The organism is Mesorhizobium sp. B2-5-4 (genome assembly GCF_006441095.1).
Classification (GTDB): Bacteria; Pseudomonadota; Alphaproteobacteria; order Rhizobiales; family Rhizobiaceae; genus Mesorhizobium; species Mesorhizobium salmacidum.
The window spans coordinates 95363-114523 of the sequence record NZ_VFUR01000014.1 but is presented as its reverse complement, the minus strand read 5'-3'; the positions used below and the strand labels follow the sequence as shown (position 1 = coordinate 114523).

The 19161-nt window shown below is 63.2% G+C and carries 18 protein-coding genes; 10 read left to right on the top strand and 8 right to left on the bottom strand.

Translation table 11 applies throughout. From position 1 onward, the window contains the following. Positions 1-34: 34 nt before the first annotated feature. The gene (locus FJ492_RS18765; protein ID WP_140771476.1) at positions 35-949 is read left to right on the top strand and encodes an alpha/beta hydrolase; all 915 of its coding nucleotides are present in this window, start codon (positions 35-37) and stop codon (positions 947-949) included. A gap of 78 nt (positions 950-1027) precedes the next feature. On the opposite strand, the gene FJ492_RS18760 is transcribed toward FJ492_RS18765, so the two are convergent. The 6 genes from FJ492_RS18760 to FJ492_RS18735 form a co-directional block, all read right to left on the bottom strand. Then, entirely contained in the window at positions 1028-1960 is a 933-nt protein-coding gene (locus FJ492_RS18760; protein ID WP_140771474.1) for a sigma-70 family RNA polymerase sigma factor, read from the bottom strand. After that, on the bottom strand, positions 1957-2487 hold the full coding sequence (locus FJ492_RS18755; protein ID WP_140771472.1) for a dihydrofolate reductase family protein: 531 nt from the start codon (positions 2485-2487) through the stop codon (positions 1957-1959). Before FJ492_RS18755 ends, FJ492_RS18760 begins: the two co-directional genes overlap by 4 nt. Before the next feature lie 2 nt (positions 2488-2489). Beyond that, the gene (locus tag FJ492_RS18750) at positions 2490-3428 is read right to left on the bottom strand and encodes an alpha/beta hydrolase (RefSeq protein ID WP_140771470.1); all 939 of its coding nucleotides are present in this window, start codon (positions 3426-3428) and stop codon (positions 2490-2492) included. Between the two features lie 108 nt (positions 3429-3536). Then, positions 3537-4412 carry an SDR family oxidoreductase gene (locus FJ492_RS18745; RefSeq protein WP_140771468.1) on the bottom strand — a complete coding sequence of 292 codons (876 nt, stop codon included), beginning with the start codon at positions 4410-4412 and terminating at the stop codon, positions 3537-3539. Positions 4413-4536: 124 nt separating this feature from the next. Next, positions 4537-5124 (bottom strand): dihydrofolate reductase family protein, encoded by a 588-nt coding sequence (locus tag FJ492_RS18740; RefSeq protein WP_140771466.1) that lies wholly within the window; start codon positions 5122-5124, stop codon positions 4537-4539. 37 nt (positions 5125-5161) lie between these two features. After that, a complete protein-coding gene (locus tag FJ492_RS18735; RefSeq protein ID WP_140771464.1) occupies positions 5162-6040 on the bottom strand; it encodes an NmrA family NAD(P)-binding protein in 879 nt (292 codons plus the stop codon). Positions 6041-6150: 110 nt separating this feature from the next. Here FJ492_RS18735 and FJ492_RS18730 point away from each other — a divergent pair, with 110 nt between their 5' ends. The 3 genes from FJ492_RS18730 to FJ492_RS18720 all read left to right on the top strand — a co-directional run bounded on the left by FJ492_RS18730 (position 6151) and on the right by FJ492_RS18720 (position 9145). After that, the gene (locus FJ492_RS18730) at positions 6151-6567 is read left to right on the top strand and encodes a helix-turn-helix domain-containing protein (protein WP_140771462.1); all 417 of its coding nucleotides are present in this window, start codon (positions 6151-6153) and stop codon (positions 6565-6567) included. Between the two features lie 115 nt (positions 6568-6682). Next, a complete protein-coding gene (gene dinB, locus FJ492_RS18725; protein WP_140771460.1) occupies positions 6683-7927 on the top strand; it encodes a DNA polymerase IV in 1245 nt (414 codons plus the stop codon). An 834-nt stretch (positions 7928-8761) separates the two neighbouring features. Beyond that, the gene (locus FJ492_RS18720; RefSeq protein WP_140771458.1) at positions 8762-9145 is read left to right on the top strand and encodes a YkvA family protein; all 384 of its coding nucleotides are present in this window, start codon (positions 8762-8764) and stop codon (positions 9143-9145) included. A gap of 60 nt (positions 9146-9205) precedes the next feature. Here the strand turns inward: FJ492_RS18720 and FJ492_RS18715 are convergent, their stop codons facing one another. Then, positions 9206-9739: a sterol desaturase family protein gene (locus FJ492_RS18715; protein ID WP_027141435.1), complete on the bottom strand. Its 534-nt coding sequence runs from the start codon at positions 9737-9739 to the stop codon at positions 9206-9208. A gap of 182 nt (positions 9740-9921) precedes the next feature. On the opposite strand from FJ492_RS18715, the gene FJ492_RS18710 reads away from it, so the two are divergent. The 3 genes from FJ492_RS18710 (at position 9922) to FJ492_RS18700 (ending at position 14328) form a co-directional block, all read left to right on the top strand. Next, a complete protein-coding gene (locus FJ492_RS18710) occupies positions 9922-10386 on the top strand; it encodes an NUDIX domain-containing protein (RefSeq protein ID WP_140509505.1) in 465 nt (154 codons plus the stop codon). A 277-nt stretch (positions 10387-10663) separates the two neighbouring features. Next, positions 10664-11512 (top strand): class I SAM-dependent methyltransferase, encoded by an 849-nt coding sequence (locus FJ492_RS18705; protein WP_246676067.1) that lies wholly within the window; start codon positions 10664-10666, stop codon positions 11510-11512. Between the two features lie 179 nt (positions 11513-11691). Next, entirely contained in the window at positions 11692-14328 is a 2637-nt protein-coding gene (locus FJ492_RS18700; protein ID WP_181166687.1) for an EAL domain-containing protein, read from the top strand. Positions 14329-14359: 31 nt separating this feature from the next. On the opposite strand, the gene FJ492_RS18695 is transcribed toward FJ492_RS18700, so the two are convergent. Continuing rightward, positions 14360-15544 (bottom strand): Gfo/Idh/MocA family oxidoreductase, encoded by a 1185-nt coding sequence (locus tag FJ492_RS18695; protein ID WP_140509501.1) that lies wholly within the window; start codon positions 15542-15544, stop codon positions 14360-14362. A gap of 302 nt (positions 15545-15846) precedes the next feature. Here FJ492_RS18695 and FJ492_RS18685 point away from each other — a divergent pair, with 302 nt between their 5' ends. The 3 genes from FJ492_RS18685 to FJ492_RS18675 all read left to right on the top strand — a co-directional run bounded on the left by FJ492_RS18685 (position 15847) and on the right by FJ492_RS18675 (position 19142). Continuing rightward, the gene (locus FJ492_RS18685; protein WP_140509499.1) at positions 15847-16740 is read left to right on the top strand and encodes a MurR/RpiR family transcriptional regulator; all 894 of its coding nucleotides are present in this window, start codon (positions 15847-15849) and stop codon (positions 16738-16740) included. Positions 16741-16818: 78 nt separating this feature from the next. After that, positions 16819-17601, top strand: a complete 783-nt coding sequence (locus FJ492_RS18680) for an SDR family oxidoreductase (RefSeq protein ID WP_140752756.1) — start codon at positions 16819-16821, stop codon at positions 17599-17601. Beyond that, positions 17598-19142 carry a mannitol dehydrogenase family protein gene (locus FJ492_RS18675; protein WP_140771454.1) on the top strand — a complete coding sequence of 515 codons (1545 nt, stop codon included), beginning with the start codon at positions 17598-17600 and terminating at the stop codon, positions 19140-19142. The genes FJ492_RS18680 and FJ492_RS18675 overlap by 4 nt, the downstream gene beginning before the upstream one ends. Positions 19143-19161 lie beyond the last annotated feature (19 nt).

Here is a 19161-nt window from a genome sequence, read left to right as displayed (position 1 = left end):
GCGGCGACAAACAAAATCTCGTCGGGAGTACAGTATGTTTCGTCCTTTGGTCATCGTCCTTGGTCTGTTGGCAATGAGTGTTCCAGCATCGGCTCGCGTGGTCCCCTTTCCTGCCGGTTTCAAGACGCGGACGATAGAGACCAACGGCACCAGCCTGCATGTCCGCGTCGGCGGAAAAGGCCCTGCGGTCGTGCTGCTGCACGGTTTTGCGGATACGGGAGACATGTGGGGAGCGGCAGCGATAAAGTTGATGAAAGACCACACGGTGATCGTGCCGGACCTGCGCGGCATGGGCCTTTCGGCGCACCCCGACGATGGCTACACCAAGAAGAACCAGGCCGTCGACATCGCCGGCGTGATGGACGCGCTGAAGATCGACAAGGCCGATCTGGTGACGCACGACATCGGCAATATGGTCGGCTACGCGCTTGTCGCCCAGTATCCGAAGCGCATAACGAAATGGGTGGTGATCGACGCGCCGTTGCCCGGTATTGGCGACTGGGAGAAGATCAAGCAAAGCCCACTTCTGTGGCACTTCAACTTCCGCGGCCCCGACATGGAACGGCTGGTGGCGGGCCGCGAGCGCATCTATCTCGACCGCTTCTACAATGAGCTGTCGGCCGATCCCAAGAAGATCGACGAGGCGACGCGCGCCCACTACGCCAAGCTCTACGCCCGGCCGCATGCCATGCACGACGCCTTCGAGCAGTTCAAGGCGTTCGACCAGGATGCGATCGACAATCAGGCGATGCTCACCACGGGCGGCAAGCTGACCATGCCGGTCCTCGCGGTTGGCGGGGAAAAGTCGGCCGGTACGACTCAGGCCGATGTTCTCCGGCTTGTGGCGACCAATGTGACGGGCGGGATTGTGCCGGCCTCCGGTCACTGGATCATGGAAGAAAACCCCGACGCCACGGTCAAGCTGATCACGGATTTCCTCGCCAAGTAACAGCACGGCTTCAGCGACCACCGCACTCGGTGAAGTAGGCACGGAAACGATACCGGCGAGGAGACCAGGATAGATCCATTACCCCTCCGCGTTTGCCATCTCCAGGATCCACGGGCAGGCATAGTAGTCGCTGATGCTGTCGATTACCCCGCCCGTGGCGCCGATCCGCACCAGATATGCCTGCCGCCAGACCTCGCCATATTGCCTGTCGACGACCAGCACGATCTCCCCTTCGAACGCGCCCGGCCGGATGCGCCAGGGCAGCTCGCTGCGCTCATATTCGACGAAATAGGGCGAGGCCGAGAGCAGGCCACTGTAGCAGTCCGAAACCTGCAGGCGCGCATCGGCGCTGGTCAGCGCCCGCACGCCGTCCCAGTCCCTGGCATTGAAGAGCGCGACATAGCGGTCGAGCAGCCGCTCCAGTTCAGGATCGTGTGGCGGCGCCGCGACCGGTTGCGCTGGCAGGGCGGCGAGCTTGGCGCGGCCGCGATTGAGCGCCGACTTGACGCCGCCCGATGTCGAACCGACGAGGTCGGCGATCTCCTCCAGCGAATGGTCGAAGACATCCTTGAGCAGCACGCAGGCGCGCTCCTTCGGTGGCAGATGCACGACCAGCCGCTCGATGGCGCGGCCGGCCCCCGGACCGGCCGGCTCGACCGGCAGCACGATGTCGTCGCCGGCATAGAAGGCTTCGGCCGCGTGCCGCGTGCGGCGATTGCGGATGAAGTCGATGCAGCGGTTGTGCGCGATGCGGAAAAGCCACGGCCGTAGCGCCTGCGCGTCGTCGAGCAGCTCGATCTTGCGATAGGCCTCGAACAGCGCCTCCTGCATGATGTCCTCGCCATCCAGCGCCGAGCCGGTCATGCGCGCGCAATAGCGATGCAGCCTGGCGCGCAGATGCGAAACCGTCTCCAGGAACGCGGCATAGCGCAGGTCGAACACGCGGTCGGGCTCAGGCCAGGTCCGCATGCCTTGCGTCGTGTCGAGGGATTTGCGGATTTGCTGGTTCATCGCGGCACATAGATCAGGGTCACCACACCATTGTCGAAACGATGCGTGCCGACAAGATCGAGGTTGATGTAACCAACATCGTCGAAGGCGCGCTTGCCGTGCCCCACCCATGTCGGCACGATCGACAGATGATACTCGTCCACCAGCCCCGCGGAAAGCAAGGTGCGGTCGAGCTGCGACACGCCATATTTCAGGATGTCGCCGCCCGGCTGGCGTTTCAGCGCCGCGAGCGCCTCGGCGACGTCGCCGTTGATGAGCGTGGCATTCCACGACACCGTCTTCAGCGTCGTCGAGGCGACCAGTTTCTTCAGGCCGTTGATGCGGTCCATGTAGGGACCCTTGATCCCGGGCCAGCGCGCGAAGAACATCTCGTAGGTGGCGCGGCCAAGCAGGAAGAACTCGACGTTCGAAAGCGCCTGCAAGGCGTGGTCCACATTCTCTCCGACGAAGAACGGCGAGGCCCATGTCATGGGCCCCTCGATGACGCCGTCCAGCGAGACGAAACTCGACACGATCAGCCGTCGCATGCTCACGCCGCCTTTTCGCGGGTCTTCTCACCGGCAGCCGGCAGCCCCAGTCTCGGCCGTACCCAGGCGGCGAAGCGGGCAATGGCCTCGTTGGCCTCCGGCGCCCGCCCGGCCATCATCTGGAAGGAGTGCAGCATGCCGTCGAACACGTCGAGCCGCGTCTCGACCCCCGCCTGCCTTGCCCGCTCGGCGAACATGCGGCTTTCGTCGACCAGCGTCTCGTCGGCGCCGGCCTGCAGGAAGACGGGTGGAAAGCCGGAGAGATCGGCGTAGAGCGGGCTGACCTCGGGATCGCGCCGATCGGCATCGCCGATGAAATTGGCCGCCAGCCAGTCGACGGCTTCCTTGGCGAAGGCCGGATCTTTTTCGCGGTTGGTCTGATAGCTGGCGGCGGTCAGCGCCATGTCGAACCAGCCGGAGATGACCAGCGTGGCGACGGGCAGCGGCCGCCCCTGCGCACGCAGCCGCTGCAGGACGCCATAGGTCAGCACCGCGCCGCAGGAGTCGCCGGCGATCACGATCCGCCCGGGGTCGAAGCCCTGGTCGACGAGCCAGTTCCAGGCCGATATCGCGGCCTCGAGCTGGGCCGGATGCTTGGCTTGATGCGCCAGCGGATAGTCGTAGAGCAGCGCCCGGCAGCCGACGGCCTTGGCGAGATGGCCGACCAGCTTGCGGTGGGTGTAGATCGAGCCGCCGATGAAGCCTCCGCCATGCGCATAAAACAGCACCCGCTGCTCGTCGGCGCCTTTCGGCACGACCCACATCGCCGGCATGCCGCCGGCATCGATCTCGATAAAGTCGACGCCGCGCGGCTCGCCGGTCAGCGCCGTCCAGTGGATATCGTTGTGGTCGATGATCGCCTGCGGGCTGGTCAGCTTGCCCGCATTGGCCGCAATAACAGCGTAATGGTTCCTGTTTGCCTCGCTCTCGATGCTCGCCATGACATTCTCCTCGGGTTGCGGATCGCGGAAGACGCGACCTTCGGAAGGCAGAGACGGACGGGCAGACAAAAAGGATACGTGACGATGGGTGCTTTTTTGCGGACGCACTCAGCCTCCAAACATTGCGGCATACCGCCGGGCGAATTCGACGAACGGCGTCGGCCGCACGCCGAACATCTCATGCGTCGCCAGATGCACACGCGATTTCGGCCGGCGAAGCCGCTCCGCCAATTGCTCGTCCAGTGCGTCGGCGAAGTCGGCGGGGACACCGGCGGCCAGCAGATTGCGCCGGCGCTCCCGCGGGCTGATATCGACGTAGCGGACCGGCTTGCCGATCGCCTGCGATATTCGCGCCGCGATGTCGCTCATCGTCAGCGCCTCGGGTCCGGTCATGTCGAGGCTCTCTCCTTCGTGGCCACCGTCGCACAGCAGCCGGACGGCGACCTTGGCGATATCCTCGACATCGACCGGCGACAGTTCGGTGTCGCCAAGCGCCAGATAGAAGGCGCCTTCGGTGGCGATGGTCGGCGCGTCGCGCAAATAGACCTGCATGAACTGGCTGGGGCGAAGGTGGGTCCACGCCATCCCGGCCGCTTCGAGATAGCGCTCGATTTCCTCATGCATGCGCGTGAAACGGAACTTCGTCGCGTCGTAGCCGATGTTGGATTCGGCGCCGGAAAACTTCACCACATGCGCGACGCCGGCCTGCCCGCAGGCGTCGATGAAACGACACTGCGTCTCGACCATGTCTTCGGCCGCGGTCGAAATCATCAGCACGCGATCGATGCCATTAAGTGCGGCACCAAGCGTGTCCGCCCGGCGCATATCGCCCTCGATCAGGTCGATGCCGGCAAGTCCGCCGAGCCCCGCCGCCGATGCCCGGTTGAGATCGCGAACCAGCGCCCTCACTTGATGCTTCTGCCGCGCGAATTCGCGCACGATTGCCTTGCCGTTCAGGCCGGTGGCGCCTGTCACCAGGATCATGGTCTGTCTCTCCATTCAGATTGATGGGGCCGCCCTTGCGACGACCGCACCTTGAAGACGAAGAGAAGCGGGCAAAGGATTCCGGCCAAACGTCTTTTTTGTCGGCGCGAGGCCTGTGCGCCGATCAGCCTGCCGGCGCGTAGCGGCTGACCACCATGCCGCAGGCATAGGCCTTCGAGCCGAGCAGCCGCAGGTTCCGGAACCCACCTTGGTCGAAGATGCGACGGCCGGCGCCCAACACGGCAGGATTGACGAACAGCTGGAACTCGTCGACCAGCCCGGCCGCGATCAGCGCCGACGCAAAGCCGGCGCCGCCGAAGACGGCCATGTCGCCGCCGTCGCCCGCCTTCAGCGCGTTGACCTCTCGCGGCAGGTCGCCGCTCACCACTGTCGTGCGCTCCCAACGCGAGGCTTCGAGCCTGTCGCTCGGCACCACCTTGCGCGCGTCGACGATGCGCCGGGCGAAGGCATAGAACGGATCGGCCGGATATTTCCTCGCCGCATTGCCCCAATGGGTGAGATAACCCTCCTCGGCCATCTTGCGGCTGAGCAGGATGGTGTCGATGCCGGCAAACACGGCGTTGAAATCACGCTTCAACTCCTCGTCCCAGCCGATGTCGTCGCCCCATCCCCAGAGTTGCCAGGGATGGTCGGCATCGCCGCCGACGAAACCGTCGACCGACATCTGCATCTGAAGGATCAGCTTTTTCATCGGGTTCTCCTCGTTTCCGGATTCCAGGCAGGAAGGATCACGTCGCGCTTTGCGAACGGGCAAAGGCTTGTGCCCAGCTCTCGAAAGTGGTCGGCGTGGCGTTGCGGATTGACGGTGCCTCGAGCGCCCAGCGTTCGCCCTTGTTGAAACTCGCCGCCGTTTCGCCGAGCGCATCGGCAAAGCTCGGTGACAGGCCGTTGGCGATCATCCCGGCGCGCGCCTCGGTGAGTGGAGCCGCCTTGTAAGTGACCTGCCTCCCCATCGCGCTGCCCAGGATCGCGGTGGCCTGCTCGAACGTATAATAGCCGCCGCCATGCAATTCGATGATCCGCTCGCTTGGAAAACGCGTGGCGTCCAGCAGGGCGGCGGCGCGCTGGCCGACATCGCTGGCGGCAATCAAAGGGATCGGCAGATCGCCCCGAAACGGCGTCATGAAGATGCCCGAAGCGGCCTGCTGGACAAAGCCCATGCCCTTGGCGAAATTCTCCATGAAGAACGAGGCGCGCAAAAACACCAGTTCGTCGAGGCCGAGCGCCGCCAGCCGTTCCTCCATCAAGACGGCGCCGAGCGAAGTTCCCATCCTGAGATGGGCGTTGAGGCCGCTGAGCAGCACGACGCGGCGCACGCCTGACTTCGCGATCGCCGCCGCCAGCCGCGCGCCGACTTCATCTTCAAAGCGATGAAGATCCGGCGCCGTGACGTCGAACGGAATCATTACATAGGCGCTGTCGGCACCGGAAAAGGCGGAGGCGAGCGCGTCGCTATCGTCAAGCGCGACACCCAGGCCGCGCGCCACGCCGCGCACAATATGCCCCCGCCCGGTCAGGGCCTGGGCGACTGCCTTGCCAACCTCGTTGGTGGCTCCGATGACCACGACGGTTCTTGGTGTGCTGATTTTCCCGACGGCCTGGCTCATGACGTCCTCCTGCTGGCTAAGTTGCGATCTAACGATTTACTTTTGAAAGCATTTGACTGACGGAAAGAACGATGTCAATAGTAAAGTGATTTAAAAATGGAACCATAGATATGTCGACGCGTGAACGATCCGCTTGCCCGATCAGCCTGTCGCTGGAACTGCTCGGCGATCGCTGGACGCTGCTCATCATCCGCGACCTGGTCTTCGCCGGCAAAAGGCATTTTCGCGAGTTCCTGCAATCCGATGAAGGCATCTCCTCGCGCACGTTGGCCGAGCGGCTGCAGACGCTGCAGGATGAAGGCATCCTCACCCGCAGCGACGATCCCAGCCACGGGCTGAAGGCGATCTACCGGCTGACCGAGGCCGGCATCGACCTCTTGCCGGTGCTGGCCACGCTTGGCGCGTGGGGCAGCAGGCACCGCAAGGCCGACGGTCAACTTGCCCGCATCGCAGAAGAACTGGCGGCCGGGGGCGAGCCGGCGCTGGAACGGATGAAGGCAGCGCTGCGGGCGGAGCATATTGTCTAGGCCTTTCTCCTCCCCTGTGGAAGAAGGACGCATCCTACGGCCCCGCATTGACAACGATCTGCATTTGTTCTCTATTTGTTTCGGTCTATCAGCAATCGCGGATGAGCGGAACAGGATGGAAACGACGGCCACCATCCTGCATGCCGATCTCGACGCCTTCTATGCCTCGGTCGAGCAGTTGCTCGACCCGACATTGCGTGGCAAGCCGATCGCGGTCGGTGGTGGTGTTGTGCTCGCCGCCTCTTACGAAGCGCGCGCTTTTGGCGTGCGCGGCGGCATGCCGGGGCGCAAGGCGCGCGAGCTTTGCCCGCAATTGATCTTCGTCAGCGGCAATTTCAGCCACTACCAGCGGCTGGGCGACGCGGCGATCAAGGTGCTCGACGATTTCACGCCGGTGGTCGAGCGCATCTCCATCGACGAGGCCTTCGCCGATGTCGCCGGCTGCACGCATCTGTTCGGCTCTCCCAGGGAGATCGCGACCGTGATCCGCCGCCGGGTGCGCGCCGAACTCGGCCTGCCGATCTCGATCGGCGTGGCGCGCACCAAGCATTTGGCCAAGATCGCCTCGCAGGTTGCCAAGCCCGACGGGCTGGTGGTGGTCGATCCCGGCACCGAACTTGCCTTCCTGCGCGATTTGCCGGTCGCGCTGATGTGGGGCGTCGGGCCGGTAACCAGGGCGCGGCTGGCCGAGATTGGCGTCGAGACCATCGGCGAGCTGGCCCGGACGCACAGCGGCGCACTGACGCGGCTGCTCGGCCCCGCCGCCGGCGAAAAGCTCGCGGCCCTGTCCTGGAACCGCGATCCCCGCAAGCTGGAGACGAAGCGCCGGGCGCACTCGGCCGGCGCGCAGTCGGCGCTCGGGCAAAAACCGGCCGTGGCGCGGGTGATCGTGCCGACACTGCTGCATCTGGCCGACCGCGTCGCCAGCCGGCTGCGCGCCAGGAACCGCCCCGGCCGCACGGTGACGGTGCGCGTGCGCTTCGCCGATCTCAGCGCTGTCACCCGCTCGATCACGCTGGAGCAGCCGATCTCGGCGACCGCCATGCTGGCCGAGATCGCAGGGGATTTGGTGCGCGGCGTGCTCGCCGATCATCCACGGGAGACCATCTCGCTGCTGGCGATCTCGGTGTCACATCTGGAGGAAAGCGCCGAACTGCAGCTCGACCTGCCGCTCGGCCTCGCCGACGAGAAGCGCCGCCCGGGCAGCCAAAAAGGCCTTGCGCGCTTCGGCGCCGACCGCGCCATCGACAAGATCCGCGAGCGCTTCGGCAAACAGGCGGTCGGCTACGGCACGGTGGCACTGGAAGCGGCTCGCTCGGTGCCCGACGAATTCAGGGAGTTGGCTGAAAAGGAACTGTGAGCGAAGGAGCCTCAGCCCCTCGCCGCTACCTTCCGGGTCCGGAACCAGCTGGCGCGGCGGCGGTCACGGCCGACAGCAATTCGCGCTTCACCAGCACCGGCTTTGATATGTCTTCTTCACGGCAACTCCCCAAGCCCAAGCAGCGTAACATCCGGCAGGGACGGCTTGTCAAGAAGACGCGAAATTCGGTAGTGGTCAGCGAGGTGACACAGGATTTGCCGGCCGGACGCCCAGTAAGGCGAGTGCTGCCTAGTCTAGCCTACCCTTTCAAGTCCCGCCGATAACCGGTCAGGGTCAATGATGCCACGCTTGAAAAGGCACATGATCTTGATCGCGACCTGTTCGCGCTCGTCCTCTCTGACAATTCGATGCTTGGCGCAGTAGTCGTTGAAAACGTTCGCAAGAGCTTCCAGATCGGCGGAATCCGCCACTCCGCATGGCAACATGCCTGCCTCCCTCATAGGGCGAAAGCACGATAGCCGCCCCCACCCGTCCGCTTCGCTCTACTCGGTGCGGACGACATGGAAAAGATACACCCAGAAAAAGTCAGAAACGAGTCAATTCCATGGGACTGAAGTCTGAGGCTCCGCGAGCGTCTGAATTTTCAAACTGACCCACTACCCGAAATTGGGTGGCGGCTCAGTTTGCGGATCGCGGACATCCTTGCAATGATCGAAGCAATGCATGTCATCCGGAAGTGTCCTCGGTTCCGGGATAAGGACAAGCATAAAATCAGAATCTTGTGGCAGGTCGGGCGAATCCTATTCGCCGCGACATGCTGTAAGGAGCGGAGACGCCTTACGGTTTGGGGTCCTACAAAAAGAGAGTTGCCGTGTGACTATCCTTGATAAGGCAAAGCAATGGGCGAGGGCCGTCAAGCGCGATGTGGTAGCCCTGTGGCTGGCCGCCCGCGATCCTCGCGTTCCCTGGTACGCCAAAGTTGCCGCCGGCGCGGTCGCCGCCTACGCGCTCAGTCCTATCGATCTGATACCCGATTTCATTCCCGTACTCGGATATTTGGACGACCTGATCATCGTACCACTTGGGATCCTGCTTGCGGTGAAGTTGATCCCCGCCGATTTGATGGCGGAGTTTCGCGCGGAGGCCATTCGCCGATCCAAACCGACCAGCCGCGGCGCTCTCGCATTCATTGTCGGAATTTGGATTCTGATGGCCGCCGCGCTCATCTGGTTATTCTGGCCGGATCGCTCGGCCTAGATTTCATCGCTCGACCGCCCGGACCACAAATGATGTTGGTGGCCTGTCGAAAGACCCACGTCAAAGCCGCGCGGTGCCGAAAATCCGGTCCCAGAATATCGACGTCACGCCGAAATTGGCGTTATCGTCGATATGATGGTGCACCGCGTGGCGGCGCTTGAGCGTATAGAGATAGCTCGCATGGGCCGGATGCCAGTGATGGATCATGTGGTGGACGCTGATATACCAGAGGTAGCCCAGCATCAACCCGCAGCTCACCGCGCTGGCGGTCGCGAAATCCGAGACCATCCAGACAGGCAGGAACGCCACCAGCGCATGGACGCCAAGGCTGAGCCAGGTGGGCGTGCCCACCGGGCTGCGCTCCTCGACATGGTGGCGGTCGTGCAGGTCCCGGATCCAGGGGACGTGATGCAGCACGAACCGGTGCAGGACGTATTCGATCAGCGTCCAAAGGCCAAGGCAGATCAGCGCCGTGCCGATCCAATCCGGCGCGCTTTCCTCTCCGGCCTCGATCAGCCCGGCCACGCCCAATATGGCGATCACCAGGGGATAGACCACGAAGTCGCTGTAGTAGCCGATCAGACCCAGCTGCATTCAGACGCCTCACCTGACTTTCGACGCCGCCCCAAAAACGATGTTATCAGATTGCCGGACTCGCGCATGAGGTGCAATGCAGATGCGCCTGACATAGCGTCGCAATTTCCCGGTGCAAGGTCGGCAATGATCAACGCAGGATCGGCCGGCTTCGCACCAGTGCCGCAAACGGACGTGCAAACATGGCAAAACGCAGCGCGGGCCTGCTGATCCATCGCCGCGGCGGTGGTGACATCCAGGTGCTGCTGGTCCATCCCGGCGGCCCGTTCTGGGCGAAGAAGGACGATGGCGCCTGGTCGATCCCGAAGGGCCTTGTCGACGAGGGTGAGGACGAACTGGCAGCGGCACGACGCGAGGCCGAGGAAGAGCTCGGTATAAAGGTCGAAGGCCTCTTCGCGCGCCTTGGCGACTACCGGCAACCGGGCGGCAAGATCGTCATGGCGTGGTCCGTCGAGTCCGACATCGATGTGGCCACTATGAAGAGCAACACCTTCACCATGGAATGGCCGCCGAGGTCCGGAAGGATGAAGGAATTCCCGGAGGTCGACAGAGCCGGTTGGTTCACGTTGGCCGAAGCCGAGGTGAAGATCCTGAAGGGCCAGCGCCCGATGCTGACGGATCTGGCAGGGCAGTTAGGGGCGGCCTGATGCGGTCGCGATAAGCTGCCAACCACCCCTAGGAGCGGGAGATTGGCTGTCGTCCTCAAACTTCGTCGCCCCGTCCCAGTGCGCCATCGGCATGCGCGATACGTACCGGCGGAAGTGGCACCGGGCACCGCATCTGCGATGACCGCGCCAGTTACCCTGCCAGTTGCGACACATCGCAAGGCGCTGGGATTGACGTGCACGCCCGCCCACTGCAATCTGCGTTAACCAGCTGTTTACCATGCCGCGGCTGAGATCGGGGGACAGTTTGGAACCGTTCATGGATACGAACCTCCTGAATTGGGACGATCGGGCCGAACTGCACGCGACCGACAGAACCGGCAGCTATCGTATCGAGAACGTGCTGGCTGGTGGATCCAATCTCTATGAGCTGGAAACGCGCGAGATCGGTGACTTCTTCGGCAAGGACATCGTCCATCTGCAGTGCCACATCGGGCTCGACACGATCAGCCTCAGGAATCTCGGCGCGGGCAGTGTGACCGGCCTGGACTTTTCACCAAGGGCGATAGCCGCGGCGCGAGTTTTCGCCTCCAAGGCGGGCAGCGACGTTCGCTTCGTGGAAGCGCCACTATACGAGGCTGTCGAAGCGCTCGACCGGACCTATGACATCGTCTACGTTACCTGGGGATCGGTGAACTGGCTTGACGATGTCTTCCGTTGGGCCCGGGTGGTTGCCGATCTTCTGCGTCCCGGCGGCCGGCTCTATATGGCCGAAGGTCATCCCTTGATGTTCCAGTGCAATCGCAAGGCTGCTGCGCTCGAATTGAAGGACGATTGGCGAACGCCTGTAGCGCGACCGCTCGTCTGGAACGAGAAGCGAACCTACACCGGCGATGAGCGCACCTTGAAGCATCCCCGCTATTATGAATGGATTCATCCGATCAGCGACGTGGTGAACGCCTTGATCGCTGCGGGCCTGACGCTTGATTTCCTCAATGAGCACGACACTGTTTCCTGGCAGCACTTTTCATTCGCGGTAAGGGCCGGCAAGGATATGTACGGCCTTCCCGAAAACGCTCCCAAGATTCCGATGGCCTATTCAATCGGGGCAACCAAGCGCGGCGTCGGGACGTATCGGATCGTCAAGAAGAAGCTCGACAGCCACTAGTTTCGTATTTGGCAGGTTCTGGTGTGCGTTCTCCACGCAGCAGCCTCCGAAGGCGGAAAATTTTTAAAGATTGTGAAGGTCAAAATTAAGTTGTTGCGAACTAATATTCCCTTGATGAGGCTCGACCAGAGGGCCTGAGAAGCACAGGGAACATCGCTTTATTGGCTTTTTTCGCCAGTATGATCGCCCGCGTTAAGGCGGGCGTCTTTTCACCGGCAAGGATTCCGGTGGCGATCGCGGTTGTGGTTATTGCCGTTTGTGCGGCGCTCGCCGACCACCAAAACAAGATCGTTTCGGATCAGGTCGCCCGCGCGGACGTCCTGGCCAAGGTTAATGTCGTTCGCGCCAAGCTCGAAGGGAACATCAACGGCAACCTTCAGCTGGCGCGAGGACTGGTCGCGGCAGTCACGACCGAACCCTACATGGGACAGCAACGTTTCACTGAGCTTGCCAGCAGACTGTTCAACGAAGAGTCCCAGCTTCGCAACATTGCCGGCGCGCCCGACCTGGTCATTTCCTTGATGTATCCGATGGCCGGCAACGAGAAGGCTATCGGCCTCGATTACCGCAATAACGACCAGCAGCGTGCGGCGGCGTTGCGTGCGCGCGACGAGCGCAAGCTCATTCTTGCCGGCCCGGTCGATCTGGCGCAGGGAGGGCAGGCCTTCATCGGCCGATTTCCGGTGTTCGTTAAAAGCGCGGGCAACACCGAACGGTTCTGGGGCATCGTTTCCGCAGTCGTCGACGTGCAGCGCCTCTACCAGGCAAGCGGTCTTCTCGACAAGGAGCTCGGGATCGACATAGCCCTCATCGGCAATGACGCCCTTGGCACTAAAGGGATGCGGTTCTTTGGTGACGAACAGGTTGTCAAAAGCGATCCTGTGACAGCCGACGTTCTTTTTCCATCGGGCTCCTGGCAGATCGCTGCGATTCCCAAGGGCGGTTGGCCCGCCACGCCCGCCAACGCCTGGCGGCTCCGGGCGCTCATGGCGGCAGCAGCGGCGCTGATTTTGATTCCCTTCCTGGCGGCGGGCCGCTTGATCAATGAAAGGCAGCGAAACTACTGGGAACTGAATCGGCTGTCGCGACGGCTGGAACTTGCCCTGGAGGCCTCGGCCATTGGCGTTTGGGAACACGACCTCCAAACCAACCATCTTGCTTGGGACGACCGCGTCAACGAGATATATGGCAGGGAGGCTGATGGCGGACCGCGCGGATATTCCGACTGGGCCGGGGCCATTCATCCCGACGATCTGCCTCAGGCGCTTACAGACTTCGAAAGTGCCGTGACCGGGCGAGGCACATATTCATCGGAATACCGGGTTGTTCGTCCAGACGGCGAAATTCGCCATGTCCGGTCCAGGGCGATGTTTTACGAGACCGCGAACAATTCGCCACGAATGGTGGGGGCCGAATGGGACGTGACATCCGATGTAATGCTGAACACCGATCTGGTTCGCGCAAAACAGCTGGCCGAGTCGAAAAATGGGGAACTCGAAGTTGCCAAGGCGCGCACGGAACATGTCGCCATGCACGATTCGCTGACGGATTTGCCCAATCGGCGCTACCTGGACCAGGTACTGTATGATTACGCGGCAAAGGCCAGGCTGAATGGCGGCCATGCCGCACTGCTTCACGTCGATTTGGACCGCTTCAAGCACATCAACGATACGCTCGGCCACGCAGCGGGCGACGCGATGCTGGTGCATGCGGCATCCGTTCTCAAGTCCAACGTCGGCGACCGAGGTTTCGTCGCTCGGGTTGGAGGAGACGAATTCATCGTGCTCTGCACGATAGACGATGACGATGCCCAGGCGGCCGCGCTCGCGGACCGCATTATCGAAGAGATGCGCAGGCCCGTTTATTACCACGGTCACCAGTGCCGTTTTGGCGTCAGCGTCGGAATTGCAATCGACGATGGTACGAGCGCCGATACCAGACAGCTGCTGGTAAATGCCGATATCGCCCTCTACCGGGCCAAGAGACGTGGCCGCAACCGGCATGAATTCTTCAGCGGCGAGTTGCAAAGTGAAATCGTCAACACGAAGAGAATTGCCGACGAAATTCTCGCCGGCCTCGAACGAAATCAATTTATCGTATTCTACCAGCCTCAATTTAGCGCCAGGACGCGGGAGATCGTGGGAGTTGAAGCGCTGGCGCGATGGAATCACCCTGAGAAGGGCATTCTAACACCCGACGTTTTCCTGAAGACCGCTGAAGAACTGAACGTCGTCTCGATAATAGACCAGAAAATCCTCCAGCAATCGCTTTTGGATTTCGAAGCATGGTCCGCGCAGAAGATTGGCGTTCCGCGCATGTCAGTCAACGTTTCGGCACGGCGCCTTCACGATGAGCAACTCATAGCGAGTTTGCGAGATCTCAACATCAGGAAGGGAACGTTCTCCTTTGAGCTCGTCGAATCCATCTTCCTCGACGACAACGATGACCTGGTCACATGGAACGTCGAGCAGATCAAGCAACTCGGCATCGACATCGAAATCGACGATTTCGGCACCGGCTACGCCTCAATCGTCAGTCTGCTCAAACTGCAACCTCGCCGCCTGAAGATAGACCGCCAGTTGGTCGATCCAATTGTGAATTCGCCCCAGCAGAGGCAAGTCGTGTCTTCGATCATCGAAATCGGCAAATCCCTCGGCATCGAGATCATAGCGGAGGGTGTGGAGACGATGGAGCACGCCCGTCTGCTTAAAGCGCTTGGCTGCGACATTCTGCAAGGCTATGCCTTCGGGCAGCCCTTGGATTCCGACGGACTGAGAAAATTCGTTCGATCTCGTCGGTTGTCCGTCGCCGGCTAATTCCGTTCCAAGTCCTAGGCTTGGAGTGACCTCACCCGAACCGTGCCGCCGTCCACGCCCCGCCGGCCGCGTTCGACTCCACCGCGGCGGCGACGAACTTCACGCCGCGCGCGCCATCGATCACGTCGGGCACCTGCGCCGCGCGCGCCGGATCGACCGCGCCTCCCGAGCGGTGGGCGCGGATGATGTCGGCGGCGTCGCGGTAGAAATTGGCGAAGGCCTCGATATAGCCCTCCGGGTGTGCCGCCGGCATGCGCGACACGCGGCGGGATTCAGCCGTCGAGCCATGGCCGCCGCGCACCAGCGTGCGGGTTTCCTCGCCATGGACGGAAAAGCGCAGTTCCTCCGGCCGCGCGCCCGACCATTCGAGCCCGGCTTTGTCGCCATAGATGCGCACGGAGAGATCGTTGTAGTGGCCGGGCGATGTCTGGCTGGCGAGAATCGTGCCGCGCGCGCCGTCGGTCCAGCGCACCAGCACATGGGCATTGTCGTCCAGCCGGCGTCCGGGCACCGCGGTGAACAGGTCGGCCGACACCGTCTCGGCCTCGCGGCCGGAAATGAAGCTTGCCAGGTTGAAGGCGTGCACGCCGATATCGGCCAGCACCGCTGACTGCCCTGCCCTTGCCGGATCCGTGCGCCACTCCGCCTGCTTCTGGCCGTCGGCGTCGATCGGCTTGGTCAGCCAGTCCTGGATATAAGCGCCATGCACCGATAGGATCCGGCCAAGCTCGCCCGCCATCACCATTTCGCGCGCCTGGCGCACCATGGCGTAGCCGGTGTTGTTGAGCGTGACGACGAAGCGGCGCTTTTTCGCGCGCGCCAGCGCCACCAGGGCTTCGGCGTCACCGAGCGTCGTCGACAGCGGCTTATCGCAGATCACGTCGATGCCGGCCTCGAGAAAGGCGGTGGCGATCGGCGCGTGCAGATGGTTGGGCGTGACGATGACGACCGCCTCGATGCCATCCGGCCGCGCGGCCTCTGCCTTGGCCATGGCGCGGTAATCGGCATAGCTGCGCTCCGGCGCGATGCCGATCTCAGCGGCCGAGGCGGCGGCGTTGTCCGGGTCGGACGACAGCGCTCCGGCAACCAGCACGATCTGGTCGTCGAGGCGCATGGCCAGCCGGTGCACCGCGCCGATAAAGGCATTGCGGCCGCCGCCGACCATGCCGACCCGCAGACGCTGGCGCGTCGATCCATCCGATGTTGCGTAGACCATGTTTTCTCCTCCTGGCTATCCCGTCGAGTTCTACGGCGCCGCCCTCTGTCCTGCCGGACATCTCCCCCTCTTCGGGGGAGATTTGCAGCGTTGATCGCGGCGCCCTTCCTGCAACGCTCATGGTTGGCGAAAGCATAGGCGACGTCCGATCTCCCCCCTTGAGGGGGAGATGTCCGGCAGGACAGAGGGGGCCTCGTAGAGCGCCCACTTTGAACCGTTTACATCCCTCTCCAAGACATCGCTTCGAACAGGATTTCCAATTTCCATATTGTAAAACGATCGTATCGCGCTAGCCTGAATTCATGAGCGGGGCGAGAAAACCATCCGGACGATCGAGTGCCGAGGAGGCCGCGACGCGCAAGCGCGGGCGTTCCCTGGCGGCGCTTGGCTATATACAGCCGCGAAACTATGAGGAGCTGCGCGCCGTGCTGTCTTCCGGCACGGTGCATTTTCCCAAGCGCCTGCGCCAGGTGGCGATCTTCCTGTGGCAGCATCCGAGCGAGGTGGCGTTCGGCACCATCGCCCAGGTGGCGGCGCAGGCCGGCGTGCAGCCCTCGACGCTGGTGCGCTTTGCCCAGATCTTCGGTTATTCCGGCTTTTCCGATTTCCAGGGTCTGTTCAAGGACCACATCAAGGGATCCTGGCCGGAAGGACGCGGCGAGCAGCGCGCCGAGACGGAGCCAAACGCTGCCCTGCATTTCCTGCACGGCATGGTCGCCGCCTCGCAGGCCTCGCTCGGCCGCATCGAAAGCGGCTTCGATGTCGAAAGCTTCGAGAAGATGGTGGGAACGCTGGCACAAGCGGACCTGATCTACGTCATCGGCTCCAAGCGCGCCTTCTCCGTCACCACCTACCTGTCGTTGACGCTTTCGCAGCAAGGCGTACGCAATGTGCTGCTCGACAATGTCGGCTCCACCGCGCTCGACCAGGTCGGCTGCATCGGCAGGCAGGATGCGGTGCTGGCGGTGTCCTTCAGCCCCTACAATTCGATCACGCCCGACCTCGTCGCGGTGGCGCACGAACGCGGCGCCCGCATCGTCACCATCACCGACAGCACCTTCTCGCCGCTGATCCGGCTCTCGGACAGCTGGCTGGAGGTGGTGGAATCCGACTTCGCCGGTTTCCGCTCGCTGGCGGCATCGCTGGCGGTCGGCATGGCGCTGGTCCAAGGCGTCGCCGCGCGCCGCGGCACATGAGGCGCTGCTGGCACAATTGACTACCGGGAATTATCGTTCCATATTTCAAAAAATAGAAACTTTGTTCCGGGAGGAGGAATGGAGACCAGGCTCGACGGCAAGGTGATATTGGTCACCGGGTCGACGCAAGGCATCGGCCGCGCCATTGCCGAGACGCTGGCGCGTTCCGGCGCTGCTGGCCTGCTGATCACGGGGCGCGACAGCAAGCGCGGCAATGCCGTGGCGGCGGAGCTTTCGCGATTGGGTACGCCGACGCTCTTCGTCGCCGCCGACCTGGAGGATCCGGCAACCCCCGCCGCTCTGGCGCAGGCCTGCATCGACCACTTCGGCCGCATCGACGGCCTGGTCAACGCCGCCGGTCTGACCGACCGCGCCTCCTTTCTCGACGCGTCGTTGGACGACTGGGCGGCGCTGTTCGCGGTCAATGCGCGCGCACCCTTCTTCCTGATGCAGGCGGCGATCGGCGACATGAAGAAGCGCGGCCAAAGCGGGGCGATCGTCAACATCCTGTCGATCAACGCCCATTGCGGCTCGCCGGAGCTTGCCGTCTATTCCGCCACCAAGGGCGCGCTGGCGACGCTGACTAAGAATGCCGCCAACGCCCACCGCTTCGACCGCATCCGCGTCAACGGCATCAATGTCGGCTGGACCGACACCCCGGCCGAACGCATCATGCAGGCCGAGACGCTGGGCAACGGCCCGGGCTGGCTCGACGCCGCCAATGCCGCGCAGCCCTTTGGCCGGCTACTCAAGCCGGACGATATCGCCAACCTCGCCGTATTCCTGCTTTCCGACGCGGCCGGGCCGATGACCGGTGCGGTGATCGACCAGGAGCAGTCGGTGATCGGGGCGAACCGGTGAACGCCGCTTCGGCATCGCTGGAAACGCTCGGACCGGCCTTGCTTGGCCGGCTTCCGGCCATTGTCCAGACACCGGCCTATGACCGGGCGTCGCTGTCACCCGGCATGGCGCATCTTGGCGTCGGCGCCTTCCACCGCTGCCATCAAGCCGAATACACCGACGACCTCTTGTCGTTGCAATTCGACCGCTGGGGCATTGTCGGCATCAACATCCGCCCGCCCACCCTCGCCGACACGCTCGGCCGGCAACGCGGCCTCTACACCAGGCTGATCCGCGAGAACGACCATGTCGAGGCGCGTATCATCGGCAGCATCGTGAAGGTGATCGACAGCCAGGACAGCGCCGCACCGGCGCTCACCGCGCTCGCCTCGCCCGACATCGAACTGGTGACGATGACGGTGACGGAAAAAGGCTATTGCCACATCCCGTCGAGCGGTGAACTCGACCTCGGCCATCCCGACATCGTCCATGACCTCGCCAACCCGGACACACCGCGCAGCGTGCCCGGCATCCTCACACGGGCGCTGGAGATGCGCCGGGCCACGCATGGCCGGAAGCTGACACTGCTCTCCTGCGACAACATTCCCACCAACGGCGTCATCCTGGAAAATGTGGTGCGGAGCCTTGCCGAGCGGCGCAGCAATGGTCTGACCGACTGGGTCGCCGCCAACGCCACCTTCCCTTCAGCCATGGTCGACCGCATAGCGCCGGCGGTGACGCAGGACGACCTCGATAGCGTCGAACAGTGGTTCGGCTACCGCGATGCCGCCGTCGCCGTCGGCGAACCGTTCCGGCAATGGGTGATCGAGAAAAAGTTCGCCGGCCGCGTGCCCCGCTGGGACCTGGCCGGCGCGACTTTCGTCGACGATGTCACGCCCTTCGAGCATCTCAAGATGCGGGTGCTGAACGGCGCGCAGACGACGCTCGCCACGCTCGGCGTACTGGCAGGGCTGGAACACACATTCGATGCCATCGCCGACCCGCTGCTGTCGGTCTTCGTCAGGCGCATGCTGGTCGAGGAAACGCTGCCGACGCTGATGCCAGTGCCTGGCATGGAGCCGCTGGCTTATGTCGACCAGAGCCTCGGCCGCTTACGCAACACCGCCATCCGCCACCGCAACCACCAGATCGCCACCGATGGCTCGCAGAAGATCATCCAGCGCCTGCTCAACCCGATCCGCGACCGGCTGAACGAGGGGGCCAGCATCGGCCTTTTGTCGGTGCCGGTCGCCGGCTGGATGGCCTATCTGATCCTGGCCTCGGCCCGCTTCGGCAAACGCTGGCCGGTGTCGGATCCCTATGCCGGCAAGGTCGCGGCAATAGCCGACGCGACGGGCAGCGATGCGCCGGCTCTGGCTTCCGCCATCCTGGCCATCGACACGATTTTCGATCCCGACCTTGCCGCAAACGAGACGTTCCGGCAGGCCGCGGCTTCGGCGCTTGGCGAACTGCTGTCGGACGATCCGATGGCGGCAGTCCGTCACAGTCTCGAACAAGACGAGGTCGCGAGGTTGAAGCGATCCAAACAATCGGCATTATAGGCATCGATCGCGGGTTCGC